Source organism: Allobosea sp. FW305-C-101, from assembly GCF_058783685.1.
The window spans coordinates 166,720-182,860 of the sequence record NZ_JBYSYT010000003.1; the positions used below are offsets into that span (position 1 = coordinate 166,720).

Sequence of the window (16,141 nt, forward strand, 5' to 3'; positions counted from 1 at the left end):
GATCGCCACCTCCATGCCCAGAGGAAACCCTTCCAGGCAAGGAGACGCCTCTCGCGAGTGACAAGCCCATCTCCCAGCGGACCGTCGCCATCCGCTGCTGGCGCTTCTCAAACAGGATTCGTGACGTAAGAGTCCGGTGTCAGGCTCGGAATCAATGCCGGCGCCCATGAACAGACGTCGGATCTAAGCCGGTTATGGATGTACGAAAGCCTGCGGCAAGCACGGGGCCGTTTGCGCCGCTCAACAATCTCACGTTCCGGGCGATCTGGCTTGCCGGGCTGATCTCCGGATTGGGATGGCTGATCCAGACCATCGCCATGAGCTGGCTGATGGCGACGATCACGCCGTCCAGCGTGATGGTCGCTCTCGTTCAGGCCGCGACGAACCTGCCGGCCTTCATCCTGTCGATCTTCGCCGGCGCCATCGTCGATAATTTCAACCGCCGCAAGGTGATGCTGGTGGCGCGCTCCCTGATGGCCCTGACGGCCGCCACGCTGACGCTCCTCGTCGCGCTCGGGCTGATCAATCCCTGGATCATCCTGTTCTTCAGCTTCCTTGCGGGCTGCTGCATCGCCTTCAACGATCCGGCCTGGCAGGCGTCGGTGGGCGACATCGTCGATCGAAAGGACCTTGCCGCCGCGGTGACGCTGACATCGGTGGGGTTCAACACCGTGCGCAGCGTCGGGCCGGCGCTCGGCGGCATCATCCTCGCGACATTCGGCCCCCTGACGGCCTTCTGCCTCTACACCCTCGGCCATTTCGCGCCGCTGATCGTGGTCTGGCGCTCCAAATGGAAGGTGCCGGAAGCGCGGCTGCCGCCTGAAGCGATGCTGACGGCGATCTCCGACGGCATTCGCTTCACGTCGCTCTCCTCCGAGATCAAGACGGCGCTCGCGCGCGGCTTCCTGTTCGGCCTCGCGGGCATCGCCATCCTCGCGCTTCTCCCACTGGTGGTGCGCGATCAGCTGAAGCTGGGAGCGGTTGCCTATGGCGTCCTCATGGCCGGTTTCGGCGCCGGGGCGCTCCTCGCGGGACTGACCTCGACGGCACTCAGGCGAAGGCTGTCGGACGAGCAGATGCTGAAGCTGGCTTGCATCGCCTGCGCAACCTGCACGATCAGCCTTGCGCTGACCCAGACCGCGGCTGTCGCCGTCGTCGCGCTCATGCTCGGCGGCGCCGGCTGGGTCCTGGGATGGTCGGGCCTGAGCATCAGCGTGCAATGGGCGAGCCCGCGCTGGGTCGTCGGACGGACGATCTCGCTCTACTACGCGCTCACCTCGTTCGGGCTCGCCGTCGGGAGCTGGCTCTGGGGCATGGTCACCGAGTCCTATTCCCTGAGTTTCGCCTTGCAGGCGTCGAGCGCGGCCTCGCTCGGTGTCGCCCTTCTCGGCGTGCTCCTGCCCATCCACCAGCGCAAGGACGCCGATGTATCGACGCTCGATCACATCGAGGCACCCGAGATCAGCCTCGACGTGAAGCCGCGGAGCGGGCCGATCGCGGTCAAGATCGAGTACCGGATCGCCGCCGATCAGGTCGAGCCGTTCCTCGCCCTGATGCTGCAGCGCCGGCGCGCCCAGGGCCGCAACGGAGCGCGACGGTGGATCCTCACGCGCAACCTGCACGATACGGCGGTGTGGACCGAGACGTTCCGCACGCCGACCTGGAACGACTATCTGCGCTTCAACTACCGCCAGACGGCGGCCGACAGGACGCTGAATGCCAGCCTCGCCGAGCTCCATATGGGCCCCGGTAGGCCGGGTGTGACGCTCGCGATCGAAAGACCCACCACGACGCCGCGAAAGGCCGAGATCTTCCGGTCCGAAACGCCCAACAGCTCGGCGTGAACCCTCGCTATTGGGGACTCGGTCTCTTTCCCGATGCGCAGGAGGTCTGCTTCTTCAGCCGCTTTTGGACGGCCGGCGCTTTCGAGCGGGGCGGCGCTGACCCGCTTTGCCGTCCCGCTCCTTGCCCGCGGCCTTGCGCAGGTCCAGCGCGACGCGCCTGACGGAGGTATCGTCCGGATCGAGTGTGATCTCGAATCCTAGGTCGCGGCAGAGCGCGAGCATCGGCGCGTTCTCCGCGAGAACCTGGCTATGGACGCGCTGCAGTTTCTCAGCCCTCGCCCAGTCGAGGATCAGTTCCATGAGCGCCCGGCCGAGCCCGATGCCCTTCAGGTCGGAGCGCAGCAGGATGGCGTATTCGGCCTCGACATGGCCGGGGTCGGCATGCAGGCGAACCGCGCCGGCCGCTTCCCCGCTATCCTCCTCGATGGCGATGAAGGCCATCTCCCGCGCATAATCGAGCTGGGTCAGGCGGGCGAGAAAGGCGTGGCTGAACGACTTCAGTGGCGCGAAGAAGCGTAGCCGCAGGTCTTCGGCCGTCACCCGCCCGAGCATCGCGCCGATGGAAAGCTCGTCCTCCGGCTTCATCGGGCGAACGAGGAAGCGCCGCTCGCCGAAGGCGAGCTGCAAGGTCCAGCTGCCGGGATAGGGCCGGATCGCCGGACGGCGGCGGCGCGCGGGATCAGGCTCCAGCACGATACGGGCATCGACCGCGATGACGCCGCTCGCATCGGCCAGGATCGGGTTGAGGTCCATGGCGCGGATCTGCGGCAGCGCCGAGGCGATGCTGCCGAGCGCCACCAGAACAGCGGCGATCGCACGCCGGTCGGCCGCGGGAACGTCGCGATAGGCGGCCAGGATGCGCGATACCCGCGTCCGGGCGATCAGGTTCTCGGCCGAGGCGAGATCGAGCGGCGGTAGCGCGACATGCGTGTCGGCAATGAGTTCGGCTGCCGTGCCACCGCGCCCAAAGACGATAACCGGTCCGAAGCAGGGATCGACCGAAAAGCCGGCGATCAGCTCACGCGCCTTGCTGCGATGCGCCATCGGCTGCACCAGGAACCCGGCCAGCTGCGCCTCCGGCTGCAACTGGCGCAAGCGCTCCGCCATGCGGTCGGCGGCTTCCCGGACGGCGTGCTCGTTCGCGAGGTCGAGCTCGACGCCGCCGACATCCGATTTATGCGCGATATCGGGGGAGACGATCTTGAGAGCGACCGTGCGGCCGGCCGCGAACTGGGCCTTGGCCGCTTCTGCGGCAGCCTCCGCATCCACGGCGATGACGAGGCCGAGCGTCGGAATTCGGAACAGCGCCAGCAGCTCCGCGACCTCATCCGGTTCGAGCCAGCTGCGCCCTTGCGCGATCGCCCGCTCGACGAGCGCGGCAGCGGTAACGATATCCGGCTGGTCACCTTCATCGAGCACGGGCGGCGTCGCCATCAGCTCCTTGAGCAGCCGGGCATGGCGCGTCAGATGCTGGAAGCCGAGGATCGCATCCTGCTCCGTCGCGAAGGACGGAATGCCGGCCGCGGCAAAGGTCCCCGCCATCTCCTCGCCGCCGCCGACCCATACCGCCAGCACCGGCTTGCCCGCCGGAGACGCGGAACGCGCCTCGGCCATGGCACGCGCGCAATCTGCCGGGTCGTCCGGCGCGAGCGGGGCGTTGAGCGCCAGCACGGCGTCGACGTCGCTCTCGGCCAGCAGGCGGGTCGTCGCGTCGCGATAGTCCTGCGCCGTCCGGACGATCACAGGCTCCCGGAGTTGGCGGTCCACGCCACCGGCCCGCCGCAGCCGCGCTGCGGCCAGGGCCGCCAGCCCCTCGCCATTGCTGACGATCGCCAGCCGGCCGGCATCCGCGGCGCGGGCGCGGCCCAGCGTCTCGGCGGCGGCAAAAAGCTCGTCGAGATCGTTGACGCGCAGCAGGCCAGCCCGATGGAACGCGGCATCATGCGCCGCGTCGCTGGTCACGATCAGGGCGGAATGCGTCAGGGCCGGCCAAGGCGGCTCCAGGCGCGGCGGCCGCAACACCAGCACCGGCTTGAGCCGCGCGGCAGCGCGCGCCGACGAGAGAAAGCGCGCGGCGTCAGCGACGTCGTCGATCGCAAGCAGGATCGTACGCGTCGCGGAATCGGCGCCGAAATGATCGAGGCTGTCGGCGATATCGACATCGGCACCTTCGCCAAGGACGACGGCGCCCGAAAACCCGATCCCGCGCCGGGCGGCCCAGGCCAGGATTCCGGCCGCCACGGAATTGGACTGCGCGACGAGGGCGAGCGAACCCGCGGCCAGATGCACCGGAACCGCAGTGGCGTTCAGGCCGAGGCGCGGCGCGGCAAGGCCGAGCGACGATGGCCCGATCAACCGGATTCCCGCCGCCCGGGCTGCGTTTCGCAGGCGCGCAGCATCGGCGGTGTTTCCGTCAGGCACGAGAAGCCCGGCGCTGCCGCTTTCGACCAGCCGTAACACCTGCTCCACGTTGGCAGCAGGGGCGATCAGGAGGTCGCAAGGCCGCAAGGATGGAACGGCTTTCCCGGCGGGAAGCTCCGTGAACTCGCCACGATATGGTTGCGAGCGGATTTGTGCCGCGAGCACATCCGTTTCAGGAGAGCCGGCGATGAGCGTGATGGTCCTGGGTTCAAGCGCGCGTCGGATCAGGGCGAGCGTCATCGATCGGCGTTTCCGTCTTCGAGGCGGCGAGCAAACGCGATTCCCGACGGTCGGGCCAGCCGTACTTTGCGCGTATCCGATATGGCTCTGATGCCCTCTCGGCATGCAGCACTACCCGGGGTATTGCACATGCTTGGCCCGCATGATCGACCACAGCCATGCGCCGGACAGCGCTCTTGCCCCGGCAATTCCGGATCGGCCAACATCGGGCCGGCCGTGGCTGCGGCCGGACCAGGCATCCAGGGAACGAGAGGCGAGGGCAGATGAGCGGACTCTTGATCACGGGCGGCCGCGTCGTCGATCCGGAAAGCGGCCATGACGGCGTCGCCGATGTCGCCATCGCCGACGGAAAGATCGTCGCGATCGGCTCCGGTCTGGGCCACGCCGAGCGCGTGATCGACGCGCGGGGGCTGATCGTCGCGCCCGGATTCATCGACCTTCACGCCCATGGCCAATCGATCCCGGCCGACCGGATGCAGGCTTTCGATGGCGTCACCACCACGCTGGACCTTGAGGCCGGTGTGCTGCCGGTCGCGTCCTGGTATCGCCGGCAGGCGGAACAGGGCCGCATCCTCAATTACGGCGCCGCGACGAACTGGGCCTTCGCCCGGATCGGCGCGATGATCGGGATCAACGAGGAATCCTCGCTCGAAGCGTTCGGGCGCGCCATGCGCGATCCGCGCTGGATGGACAATATTTCCTCGCCCTCAGAGCAGCAGAACATCCTCGACCGCATCGCGGCCGGGCTCGACGAAGGCGGCATCGGGATCGGCATCCTGAACGCTTACGCGCCCGGTGCCGGCGTGCAGGAGCTGACCGCGCTCTGCCAGCTTGCCGCCGAGCGCGGCGTGCCGACCTTCACCCATATCGCCTACATGGCGAATACCGATCCGAAGAGCGCCGCGGAGGCCTATATCCGCCTGATCGGCTATGCCGGCGCGACCGGCGCGCATATGCACATCTGCCACTTCAACAGCTCCAGCAAGACCGATGTCGAGCGTTGCGCGCGGCTGATCAGTAAGGCGCAGGAGCAGGGCCTGCCGATCACGGTGGAAGCCTATCCCTATGGCACGGGCTCGACGGTGATCGCCGCCGCGTTCTTCAGCGACCCGGAATTCGAAAGCCGCAACGACACGCGCTACCAGCAGATCCAGCTGGTCACGAGCGGGCGCCGGATCCAGGACCGCGACGACCTGCTGACGGCACAATCCGAGGATCCGTCGCAGCTCGTCCTGTGGCATGTGCTCGACACCGAGAACAATGCCCGCCACCGCGACATGCTCGACCTCTCGGTGCTGTATCCCGGCGGCGCGATCGCATCGGACGCGATGCCCTGGTCGATGCCGGACGGATCGACCTATACCGGCGATGCCTGGCCGCTGCCTGAGGAAGCGACCTCGCATCCGCGCTCGTCGGGCACCTTCACGCGCTTCCTGCGCCATTGGGTGCGCGAGCGGCAGGCCATCGGGCTCAGCGAGGGCATCGCGAAATGCACGTTGATCCCGGCCGAGATCCTAGCCGCAAGCACGCCCGCAATGCGCGAGAAGGGCCGACTGAAGGCCGGGGCCGACGCCGACGTCGTGGTGTTCGACTTGGAGAGGCTGACCGATCGCGCCGAGTTCTCGGCGATGAACCGTCCGGCAGAAGGCGTGAAGCACCTTGTCGTCAGCGGGGAGCCGGTGATCACCGACGGGCTCATGAATGTCGCAGCCCGGCCGGGCCAGCCGGTTCGTCGCCCCTTCGGCACGGCAGCCTGAGGCCATGCCGGTTCCGATCCTGCTGGTGACCGGCTTTCTCGGGGCCGGCAAGACGACGCTGGTCAATCATATCCTGCAGCAGGCCGACGGCCGGCGTATCGCGGCCGTCGTCAATGATTTCGGCGCCATTAATATCGATGCGGAACTCATCGCCGGCGCCGAGGACGGGGTCGTCAGCCTGGCCAATGGCTGCATCTGCTGCTCGCTGGAAGGCGACCTGCTGCGGACGCTCTCCAGCCTCCTGCGGCGAAGCCCGCGACCGGAAGCCATCGTCATCGAGACCAGCGGCGTCGCCGATCCCGAGGACATCATCCGCAACCTGATGGATCCGGTGGTCTGGCGCGAGGCTCCGCTGGAGACGGTGTTGTGCGTCGCCGATGCCGCGTCACCGGAGCCGGATCTCGGCGATCCCCTGCTTCTGAGCCAGCTCCGCTCCGCCGACCTCGTCGCCATCAGCAAGGGGGATCTTGTCAACGGGCCGGCCCTCGACGCGCGCCGCCGCGCCCTGTCGCAGATCAACCGCAGGGCGGCCGTCATCGAGGCGACCGGGGGCGATATCCCGCTCGATCTCGTCTTTCCGGAGGTTGGAACAGCGCGCGAGCGCACGACGCGCCCGAAACGGCCGAGCATCGACCGTTTCGAGAGCTTCAACTGGATATCCGAGGAACCGATTTCGCTCGCCGGCTTCCAGCAGGCGATCGGCCGGCTGGCGTCCCGGCTTGTGCGTGCAAAAGGGATACTCGACACGATCGAGAAGCCGGATTGCCGCTACCTCTTCCAGCTCGCGGGCGGACGGGCCACGCTCGCACCGCTCGATCGGGACGATCCGGGGCAGGGCGGCACGCGCCTCGTCTTCATCGCGGAGATCGGGAAGATATCTCAACCGGAGATCGACGAGGCCCTGAGCCGGGCCGGACGAACATAACCTCCGGCGCCGGCCCGATCGCGGCAGGCGATCCGCCGCGTTTCACTGCCCTTGGTTCGATGACGCCCGCTCGAGGGCGGCCACGACGTCGTCGACGCTCTCCTTCACGCCAAGAAGGAAATCCTTCCGGAACGCGATGATGGTGTCCGGTGGTTCGCCCTTGAACTGATAGACCACCGCCACCTGGTCGGGGTTCACATAGAGGGGCTTCCCGTCGCTGGGCGACGTGAACTTGCAAAGCTTCGGCATGGGCGGCTTCGGTCTCGTGATTGCGAAGCCCCTCCGATACCATAATTTTCCGAAGACGAGGGCTTCCATTCCCTCGAAACAGCGGCCGCTACCGCCTCATTCGTGCGGCTTCTGGACAAGATCGAGCGCATGCGGGCGGCCGTCTCAGCGTCGTCAGGCCCAGCTCACGCCCAACCGGGCCGGCGCCTCGCATCCGCCGGCCTTTGCACCTCATGATTCGATCCCGGATTGCCCGTTCGCGGCTTGTCCGACGAGCAGGGCCAGTTGCTCAAGCAGCCTGGCGAGCTGGCCTCTATCGTTATCGGACAGGCCGGAGATCAGTTTCCGCTCGACCAGCATGTCCTCTCGAAAGGCAACCTCGACCAACGCTCGACCTTGGGCGGTCAGCTCTACCGGCAAGCTGCGCTTGTCGCTGCTCGCTTCGGCGCGTGTGATCAAGCCGCGATTGGTGAGGCGATCCAGTCTGGCTGTCAATCCGCCGGAGGTGATCATCAGCGAGCGAAAGAGCTCGGTCGGTCGCAGCCGGTAAGGCGGCCCCGCTCTCAGCAGCGTCGAGAGAACGTCGAACTCGCCGGTATCGAGACCGTGCCGGGCAAACACGGCTTCGATGTCCGGCCTGGCTTGCAGGGTGATCCACCGCATGCGCCCGAGGATCGCCATTCCAGCGGTATCTACGTCGGGCAATTCCCGGCGCCATTGCTCCATACGCGATGCCACGTGATCCATGAAATTCTCTTGACGAAAAGATAAATCCGGATATTGTCTTTCCATCAAGATAAATCGCCTCATTGAGAAAAGCTAGCGAAAGAGATGGTTTTGCAGATGACCATGTCGCGGGAACACGCACTGCCCGGACCACAATGGGTCGGGACATCGGGCATGAGCCCCAAACTCGTCATGACGGGTCGGGCGATGTCCGCGCTCGTCATCCTGTTTCTCCTGACGGCCTCCGTGGCCCCAAAGCTCGCGGGTGCTGCGGTGGCGACGGAATCGCTCCGCTCGCTCGGGTGGGATCCGCGACAGACGCTACTGATCGGCCTGATCGAACTGGCCTGCGTCATCCTGTACGCGATCCCTCGGACCAGCGTGCTTGGCGCGATCGTCACAACCGGGCTTCTGGGCGGCGCGATCGCGACGCAGGTCAGGGTGGACAGCCCGCTCTTCAGCCACACCTTGTTCGGGCTCTATCTGGGCTTGCTCCTATGGGGCGGTCTCTGGCTCCGAAATCCCAATCTCAGGGCGATAGTCCCTGTTGGCAGCCGGGCGCGTCCATCGACGGATGCTCCCGGATACAGCGAAAGCGGCACTCATGGCTGATGACATCGTCAAGGGCCCGGCCTCCTACTTCCCCTCGATCGAGAAGAAGTACGGACGCCCCGTCGGGGAATGGCAGGAACTGGTCCGCCAGCGGCTTCCGGCAAAGCATATGGAATTGGTCGCGATGCTGAAGACCGACCACGGGATGGGCCACGGCCACGCCAACGCCATTGTGGCCTACACGCTGGCGAAAGAAGGCAGATAGAGCAGAAAACCCTGCGAGCAGCAGAGTTCGACAAAGCGCTTCGATCGGGGGCGATGCCCGACATCGGCGCGCGGCCAGGCAAATGACCGAGAGGCACTGACGATCGCCCCTCGGAAGTCTCGAGCCGGGACCGCTTCCAGTGGGTTCTGGATTCGCTGAATGAAAATTGGCGGAAGAGGTGGGATTCGAACCCACGGTGGGCTTGCACCCACGGCGGTTTTCAAGACCGCTGCCTTAAACCACTCGGCCACCCTTCCGTGCGGCCGTTCAATGCCGGTCAGAGAACGGATTTGCAAGCGGAAGATGGCACCAATGCGCAGCCGGTCGCCAGCGTCACTGCGATGCGCAAACCACGGTGACGCCTCGCGATCGAGCCGGTTTTGAGCCCGCTCCACCTCCCATCCGGACCGTGTCCTGATGGCCACGCTGCACAGAAAAATGGCTGCCGCGAATGCCCCGGCGTTGACATGCGCCCCATTTCGAACACTCCTGTGGCCGCCCAACGGCGCAGGGATGGCCTGTTCAGTGGTCCGCTTTCCAGCGGATTTTAGCGGCTTAACGATCCCTTAATAGAATTGGCCGAAAACTCGGCTCAATCGCCTATGGCGATGAGCCGACAGAATGTTTTTGGCGCAGAAAGCGGAATTGGCGGAATGACTCAAGACGCTCGCTTCTCGGCCAAGGGGACCAACTCCACGATGTCCGGGTCGCTGCCAGCGTCTTCTGCCATGCCAACCGTCGCCCGCATGGGCTGCGTGATTCTCGTCGGTTTGTTCGCGGCCAACTGCGCCGGCAATCAGACCGCCGGCCGCCGCTCCAAGGAAATCGGGGCCTTCCCGCAATCCAAATATGGCCCCGCCAGCCAGCGTGTCGTTGCGGAGGGCGAAGAGGTGCCGAAGGGCGGCGGACGCCAGCTCGTCGGCAAGGCCTATTCCGTTGCCGGCAAGCGCTACACCCCGTTCGAGAAGCCTGTCGGCTATTCGCAGGTCGGCTTGGCCTCCTGGTATGGCGAGGCCTTCCACGGCCGCCGCACCGCCAATGGCGAGGTCTATGACCGCTACAGCGTCTCGGCAGCGCACCCGACCATGCCTCTGCCGGCCTATGCCCGCGTCACCAATCTCCTGAACAGCCGCTCGATCATCGTGCGCGTCAACGACCGCGGCCCCTTCCATGGCGGCCGCATGATGGACCTGTCGCAGACCACCGCCGACGCACTCGCCTTCCGCCATCTCGGCACGGCGCGGATCAAGATGGAATATCTCGGCCAGGCTTCGCTTGCCGGCTCCGACGACAAGCTCCTCCTCGCCACGCTCCGCACCGACGGCTCGGCCGCGCCGATCCCCGGCACCAGCGCCCGCACGATGGTCGCCAGCGCCGAGCCCGTCGCCACCACGCGCACCCGCAGTGTCGATGTCGATGCGCAGCCGGCCGTTGAGCCCGAGCCGACCCCGGTCGTTCAGGCCTACGCTCCCCAGCAGCCGCGGACGATCACGCCCTCGACCCCGGTCGTCGCCACTCTCGCCTCGACCGTCTCGACGCCGATCGAAGCACCGTCCATGCGCGCCGCTCCGCTGCCGCCGAACCGGCCGTTCGATCTCGACACCATCGCCAACGCGGCCAAGCCCGTCGCGGTTCCCGCGACGCTGCGCACCACCCTGCCGCCGACACGCGCCAGCGTCGCGAGCCTGTTCGCGGCCCCTGAGAAGGGCGCGAGTGAGCGTCTCGCCAAGACCCATCCGCTCAACAAGCTCGCGCCGCACTCCCTGCAGCCGCTCGCGCGGAACTGATCTCCAGCTTGACCTGATGGCGGGCGCTCTGCTTCACATCGAGGCATGAGCGCCTTTTGCCGTCAGCCAGGACTTCGTGAGAAAGGACTTGCCGCGCCGCGCCGGGCTGCCCGCGGGCTGGCGGTAGGGTTCGCTCTGGCGCTCGGACTGCTGTCTGTTGGCCCCAACGCTTTCGCTCAAGGTTTCCAGTCGCAGGCGCCCTATGCCGTGCTGCTCGATTCGGACACCGGGGCGGTGCTCTACGAGAAGGCGGCCGACGAATTGATGGTGCCGGCGAGCATGGCGAAGCTCGCGACCGTGCTCGTCGCCTTCCAGGACCTCAACTCCGGGCGCCTGACGCTCGACAGCGAGATCGGCATTTCGGAGAACGCCTGGCGCAAGGGCGGCGGCCCGTCGGGCGGCTCGGCGATGTTCGCCATCCTCAACAGCCGGATCAAGCTCTCCGACATCCTGCAGGGCATCATCGTCCAGTCCGGCAACGACGCTTCGATCGCACTGGCCGAGGCCATCGCCGGTGACGAGCCGACCTTCGGACGGATCATGACCGAGCGGGTGAGGGGGCTCGGCCTGACGAAATCCGTCTTCCGCAATGCGACCGGCATGCCTGATCCGCAGCAGCGGGTGACGGCGCGCGAGCTAGCGCTCCTCGCCGACCACATCATCAAGACCTATCCCGAGCTCTACAAGATCTTCGGCCAGCGCGAGTTCACCTGGAACAAGATCCGCCAGCAGAACCGCAACCCGCTATTGACGATGGATATCGGCGCGGACGGGCTCAAGACCGGCAATATCGAGGAATCGGGCTTCGGGCTCGTCGGCTCCGCCGTGCAGAACGGCCAGCGGCTCGTGCTGGTCGTCAACGGCCTCAAGACGGCGCGCGACCGGGCGACGGAAGCCCGCAAGCTGCTCGAATGGGGTTTCCGCGCCTTCGAGCGCCGCCAGCTCTTCGCTGCCGGCGAGACGGTGGGCGAGGCCAGCGTCTATGGCGGCGAGAAGGGCCGTGTCGCGCTCCGGAGCAAGAACGCGGTGAGCCTGCTGCTGCCGCGCGGCAGCACGGAGCGTCTCGCAGCCCGGATCGTCTATCGCGGCCCGCTGACCGTGCCCGTTCAGGAGGGCGCGGAGGTGGCGCGGCTCGTGGTGACGCGCGGTGACATCAGGACGCTGGACATTCCGCTCTATGCGGCCGAGAGCGTGCAGGCAGGCACCTTGCAGTCTCGCGCGCTCGACGCGCTGCTGGAGGCGACGACCGGCTGGGTCCGCAAGGCCCTGGGCCGGAGCTGAGCAGGTCGGGTGAGCAAGGGACGTTTCATCACGCTCGAAGGCGGGGAGGGCGCCGGCAAGTCGACGCTGGCGCGCGCGCTGAGCGAACGGCTCATTGCGGCCGGCCTCACGGCGCGGACGACGCGTGAGCCCGGCGGCTCGCCCAAGGCCGAGGCGATCCGCGAGATGATCCTGGCCGGGCAGGCGCGCGATTACGGCCCCTTCGCCGAGGCACTGATGTTCTCGGCCGCGCGGATCGACCATATCGACAGCCTGATCCGCCCGGCGCTCATGCGCGGCGAGTGGGTGATCTGCGATCGCTTCATCGATTCGACGCGGGTCTATCAGGGCGTGCTTGGCAAGCTCGACAAGGCCGTGCTGGCCGAGCTTGAGGCCGTGACGATCTCGGGCCTGATGCCGGAATTGACGCTGATCCTCGATCTCGATCCCGAGATCGGTCTCGCCCGCGCCGCCAAGCGCCGCCGTCCGGGCGAGGCGATCGACCGTTTCGAGGGCGAGACGCTGGCCTTCCACCGCAATCTGCGCCAAGCCTACCAGGATATCGCGAGCGCCGAACCGCAGCGCTGCGCCGTGCTCGATGCGACATTGCCTCCCGAGGCGCTCGCCGAGGCGGCATGGCATATCCTGCGCGAGCGCCTGCCCATCGATCCGGACACCTGATGCTAGCGACCAGCGACGAACCCGACCGGCTGCCGAACGCGCCGCACCCGCGCGAGACGCTCGCCATGGTCGGCCATGCCGTGCGCGAACGGACCTTCATCGACGCGCTGGCATCGGGCCGCATGCACCATGCCTGGCTGCTCGGCGGGCCCGAAGGCATCGGCAAGGCGAGCTTCGCCTATCGCGCCGCGCGCTTCCTGCTTGCCGCGGGCGATCCGCAGGCGCGGGCGGCCCGCAGCGCCGATCTCGCCATGCCCGAGAACGACCCGGCGACGCGGCGGGTGATGGCGCAGTCGCATCCCGACCTGCATGTGCTGCGCCGGATCCCGAAGCCGGACGGCAAGAGCTACACCAGCAACATTCCCGTCGACTCGATCCGGCGCGTGATCGATCGCTTCGGGTCGAGCGCGGCCGAGGGCGGCTGGCGCGTCTGCATCGTGGACTCGGCCGAGGACATGGAGCGCTCGGCCGCCAATGCGTTGCTGAAGCTGCTGGAGGAGCCGCCGCCGCGCGCGCTGTTCCTGATCGTCGCCCATGCGCCCGGCCGAATGCTGCCGACGATCCGCTCGCGCTGCCGGCTCCTGACTTTCGACCCGCTGGCCGAGGCCGATGTCGCGGAGGCCGGCCGGCTCGCGCTGGAGCGCATGGAGATGCCCTTCGACGGTTCGGCCCTGCGCCGGGCCGTAAGCCTGTCCGAGGGCTCGGTGCGCCGCGCGCTGACCTATGTCGATCCCGAGACGCTGGCGCTGGTCGAGGCGGTCCGCGCGCGGCTCGACGCCCTGCCGCAGATCGACCTCACCGCCCTGATGGCTCTGGCCGAGGATGTCGCCGGCAAGGCGGGCGAGCGCGATTTCGCGGTGATGATCGAGACCATACAGGGCTGGATCTCGGACCATCTCCACGCACATGCTGCGGCGCAACCGGCGCGCCTTGCACCGCTGGCGGAGGTATGGGAAAAGCTTGGGCAGCAGGCGCGCGAGGTCGAGACCTATAATCTCGACCGCCGCCCGCTGGTGATGACCCTGTTTCATGATCTGTCGTCTGCGGTGTCCCGCTCGCGCGCAGCGTGAAGCGAAGCTTTCGGACAGACGATGGCCACGGCCCCGAAATTCTATCTGACGACCGCGATCCACTACACCAACGGGCCGCCGCATATCGGCCACGCCTATGAGATGGTGGCGTCGGACGCGATCGCGCGCTTCAAGCGGCTCGACGGCTATGACGTCTTCGCCATGACCGGCACCGACGAGCACGGCCAGAAGGTGCAGCGCACGGCGGCCCAGAACGGCCTTTCGCCGAAGGATTTCGTCGACAAGATCGCGGCGCGCTTCGAGGAGATGGAGCAGCGCCTCGGCTGTTCCTTCGATCGCTTCATCCGCACCACCGATGCCGACCATCTGCCCTCGACCCAGGAACTCTGGCGGCGGATGGAAGCCAATGGCGACATCTATCTCGCCAAATATGCCGGCTGGTACTCGGTCCGCGACGAAGCCTTCTACGGCGAGGAGGAGACCACCCTCCAGCCTGACGGCACGCGCCTGGGCGGGCAGGGCACTCCGGTCGAATGGGTCGAGGAGGAGAGCTATTTCTTCCGCCTCAAGTCCTATCAGGACCGGCTTCTGAAGCTCTATGAGGACGTGCCGGACTTCATCTCGCCGGAGACCCGCAAGAACGAGGTCGTCTCCTTCGTGAAGGGCGGGCTCGAGGACCTCTCGATCAGCCGCACGACCTTCGACTGGGGCCTGCCCGTGCCGGGCGACCCGAAGCACGTCATGTATGTCTGGGTCGACGCGCTCAACAACTATGTCACCGGGACGGGCTTCCCCGATCCGGCGAGCCCGCGCGCGCATTACTGGCCGGCCGATGTCCATATCATCGGCAAGGACATCGTGCGCTTCCACGCGGTCTACTGGCCGGCCTTCCTGATGTCGGCGGGGCTGCCGCTGCCGAAGCGCGTCTTCGGCCACGGCTTCCTGCTGAACAAGGGCACGAAGATGTCGAAGTCGCTCGGCAACGTGGTCGACCCTTTCGGCCTCGCCGAGACCTACGGCGTCGATCAATTGCGCTATTTCTTCCTGCGCGAGGTCTCCTTCGGCCAGGACGGCAATTACAGCCACGACGCCATCGTCGGGCGCATCAATGCCGACCTCGCCAATGATCTCGGCAATCTGGCGCAGCGCTCGCTGTCGATGATCGCCAAGAACTGCGAGGGCAGGGTGCCGACGCGAGGCACGCTGAACGAGGCCGACGAAGCGATGCTCGCCATGGCCGATGCGGCGCTCGCGAAGGCGCGCGAGGCGATGAAGGATTTCGCCCTTCACACCGTGCTGGCCGATCTCTGGGCTCTCATTGCCGAGGCGAACCGCTATTTCGCCAATAACGAGCCCTGGCGCCTGACCAAGACCGACCCGGCCCGCCGTGACACCATCCTGTATGTCACGATCGAGGTGCTGCGCGAGGTCGCGATCCTGGTGCAGCCGGTGATGCCAGTCGCCGCAGGCAAGCTGCTCGACCTGCTCGGCGTCGCACCCGAGGCCCGCAGCTTCGCGGCGCTCGGCGCGGAGCATCGTCTCGTCAGCGGCGTAAGCTTGCCGGCGCCGAGCGCGATCTTCCCGCGCTATGTCGAGCCCGAGGACGGCCAGGCGGCGTGATGGTCATCGATACGCATTGCCATCTCGACTTCCCGGATTTCGCCGAGGAGTTGCCGGCCTATGTCGCGCGGGCCGAGGAAGCCGGGGTTAGCCGGATGGTGACGATCTCGACGCGGGTCGCGCGCTACGCCGACTATGCCGCGTTGGCGGAGCGCTTTCCGTCCGTCTGGTTCTCGGTCGGCACGCATCCGCACAACGCCCATGAGGAGCTCGACGTTACGGCCGAGCGCCTTGTGGAGTTGTCGCGCCATCCACGCTGCGTCGCCATCGGCGAGGCCGGGCTCGACTATCACTACGATTCGAGCCCGCGCGCCGCTCAGGCCCAGGGCTTGCGCACGCATATCGCTGCGGCGCGGATTACGCAGCTGCCGCTCGTCATCCATTCGCGCGAGGCCGATGACGACATGATCGCGATCCTGCGCGAGGAGATGGGGAAGGGCGCCTTCCCTGCCATCCTGCACTGCTTCACCGCCGGCGAAGCGCTGGCCATGGCCGGCGTCGAGATGGGGCTCTACGTCTCCTTCTCGGGCATCCTGACCTTCAAGACCTCGGAGAACCTGCGCCGGATCGCCCGGATGGTCCCGCGCGAACGCCTGCTGGTCGAGACGGATGCGCCCTATCTGGCGCCCGTGCCGTTCCGAGGCAAGCGCAACCAGCCGGCCTATGTCGTTGAAACCGCGAAGGTTCTTGGCGAAACGATCGACGTGTCCTTCGACGAGATCGCCCGGATCACCACGGAAAATGCGCAGCGCTGCTACTGGAAGATGGATCACGCCGCGCCGGTCGCGCAGGTGGCCTGACGCG

14 protein-coding genes and 1 tRNA gene are annotated in these 16,141 nt (G+C 66.9%); 11 read left to right on the top strand and 4 right to left on the bottom strand.

All coding sequences use genetic code 11. The annotated features are described in order from the left end of the window. The first annotated feature begins 194 nt into the window (after window positions 1-194). Window positions 195-1,844 (top strand): MFS transporter, encoded by a 1,650-nt coding sequence (locus tag AC3WMA_RS15410; protein WP_492286251.1) that lies wholly within the window; start codon window positions 195-197, stop codon window positions 1,842-1,844. A 54-nt stretch (window positions 1,845-1,898) separates the two neighbouring features. Here AC3WMA_RS15410 and AC3WMA_RS15415 read toward each other — a convergent pair whose 3' ends face one another. Continuing rightward, window positions 1,899-4,199, bottom strand: a complete 2,301-nt coding sequence (locus AC3WMA_RS15415; RefSeq protein ID WP_492286252.1) for a bifunctional acetate--CoA ligase family protein/GNAT family N-acetyltransferase — start codon at window positions 4,197-4,199, stop codon at window positions 1,899-1,901. Window positions 4,200-4,768: 569 nt separating this feature from the next. Between AC3WMA_RS15415 and AC3WMA_RS15420 the strand changes: the two genes are divergently transcribed. Further along, complete coding sequence (locus AC3WMA_RS15420) at window positions 4,769-6,262, top strand: amidohydrolase family protein (RefSeq protein WP_492286253.1); 1,494 nt, start codon at window positions 4,769-4,771, stop codon at window positions 6,260-6,262. A gap of 4 nt (window positions 6,263-6,266) precedes the next feature. Then, entirely contained in the window at window positions 6,267-7,187 is a 921-nt protein-coding gene (locus tag AC3WMA_RS15425) for a CobW family GTP-binding protein (protein WP_492286254.1), read from the top strand. Window positions 7,188-7,229: 42 nt separating this feature from the next. Here the strand turns inward: AC3WMA_RS15425 and AC3WMA_RS15430 are convergent, their stop codons facing one another. Both AC3WMA_RS15430 and AC3WMA_RS15435 read right to left on the bottom strand, forming a co-directional pair. Further along, window positions 7,230-7,436 (bottom strand): hypothetical protein, encoded by a 207-nt coding sequence (locus AC3WMA_RS15430; protein WP_492286255.1) that lies wholly within the window; start codon window positions 7,434-7,436, stop codon window positions 7,230-7,232. Between the two features lie 210 nt (window positions 7,437-7,646). After that, window positions 7,647-8,207, bottom strand: a complete 561-nt coding sequence (locus AC3WMA_RS15435; RefSeq protein WP_492286615.1) for a MarR family winged helix-turn-helix transcriptional regulator — start codon at window positions 8,205-8,207, stop codon at window positions 7,647-7,649. 108 nt (window positions 8,208-8,315) lie between these two features. On the opposite strand from AC3WMA_RS15435, the gene AC3WMA_RS15440 reads away from it, so the two are divergent. Together AC3WMA_RS15440 and AC3WMA_RS15445 are read left to right on the top strand one after the other, a co-directional pair. After that, window positions 8,316-8,753 (top strand): DoxX family protein, encoded by a 438-nt coding sequence (locus AC3WMA_RS15440; RefSeq protein ID WP_492286256.1) that lies wholly within the window; start codon window positions 8,316-8,318, stop codon window positions 8,751-8,753. Then, the gene (locus tag AC3WMA_RS15445) at window positions 8,746-8,958 is read left to right on the top strand and encodes a DUF4287 domain-containing protein (protein ID WP_492286257.1); all 213 of its coding nucleotides are present in this window, start codon (window positions 8,746-8,748) and stop codon (window positions 8,956-8,958) included. Before AC3WMA_RS15440 ends, AC3WMA_RS15445 begins: the two co-directional genes overlap by 8 nt. A gap of 167 nt (window positions 8,959-9,125) precedes the next feature. On the opposite strand, the gene AC3WMA_RS15450 is transcribed toward AC3WMA_RS15445, so the two are convergent. Continuing rightward, window positions 9,126-9,215 (bottom strand) — tRNA-Ser (locus AC3WMA_RS15450). Between the two features lie 471 nt (window positions 9,216-9,686). Between AC3WMA_RS15450 and AC3WMA_RS15455 the strand changes: the two genes are divergently transcribed. The 6 genes from AC3WMA_RS15455 to AC3WMA_RS15480 are packed head-to-tail and all read left to right on the top strand — an operon-like array spanning window position 9,687 to window position 16,137. After that, complete coding sequence (locus AC3WMA_RS15455; protein WP_492286258.1) at window positions 9,687-10,745, top strand: septal ring lytic transglycosylase RlpA family protein; 1,059 nt, start codon at window positions 9,687-9,689, stop codon at window positions 10,743-10,745. A 45-nt stretch (window positions 10,746-10,790) separates the two neighbouring features. After that, window positions 10,791-12,026, top strand: coding sequence for a D-alanyl-D-alanine carboxypeptidase family protein (locus tag AC3WMA_RS15460; protein ID WP_492286259.1), 1,236 nt, complete (start codon window positions 10,791-10,793; stop codon window positions 12,024-12,026). Between the two features lie 9 nt (window positions 12,027-12,035). Then, on the top strand, window positions 12,036-12,686 hold the full coding sequence (gene tmk, locus AC3WMA_RS15465) for a dTMP kinase (protein WP_492286260.1): 651 nt from the start codon (window positions 12,036-12,038) through the stop codon (window positions 12,684-12,686). Further along, window positions 12,686-13,756 carry a DNA polymerase III subunit delta' gene (locus tag AC3WMA_RS15470; protein ID WP_492286261.1) on the top strand — a complete coding sequence of 357 codons (1,071 nt, stop codon included), beginning with the start codon at window positions 12,686-12,688 and terminating at the stop codon, window positions 13,754-13,756. The genes tmk and AC3WMA_RS15470 overlap by 1 nt, the downstream gene beginning before the upstream one ends. Window positions 13,757-13,777: 21 nt before the next feature. Next, window positions 13,778-15,337, top strand: a complete 1,560-nt coding sequence (metG, locus tag AC3WMA_RS15475; protein WP_492286262.1) for a methionine--tRNA ligase — start codon at window positions 13,778-13,780, stop codon at window positions 15,335-15,337. Continuing rightward, on the top strand, window positions 15,337-16,137 hold the full coding sequence (locus AC3WMA_RS15480) for a TatD family hydrolase (RefSeq protein ID WP_492286263.1): 801 nt from the start codon (window positions 15,337-15,339) through the stop codon (window positions 16,135-16,137). The genes metG and AC3WMA_RS15480 overlap by 1 nt, the downstream gene beginning before the upstream one ends. Window positions 16,138-16,141: the final 4 nt, after the last annotated feature.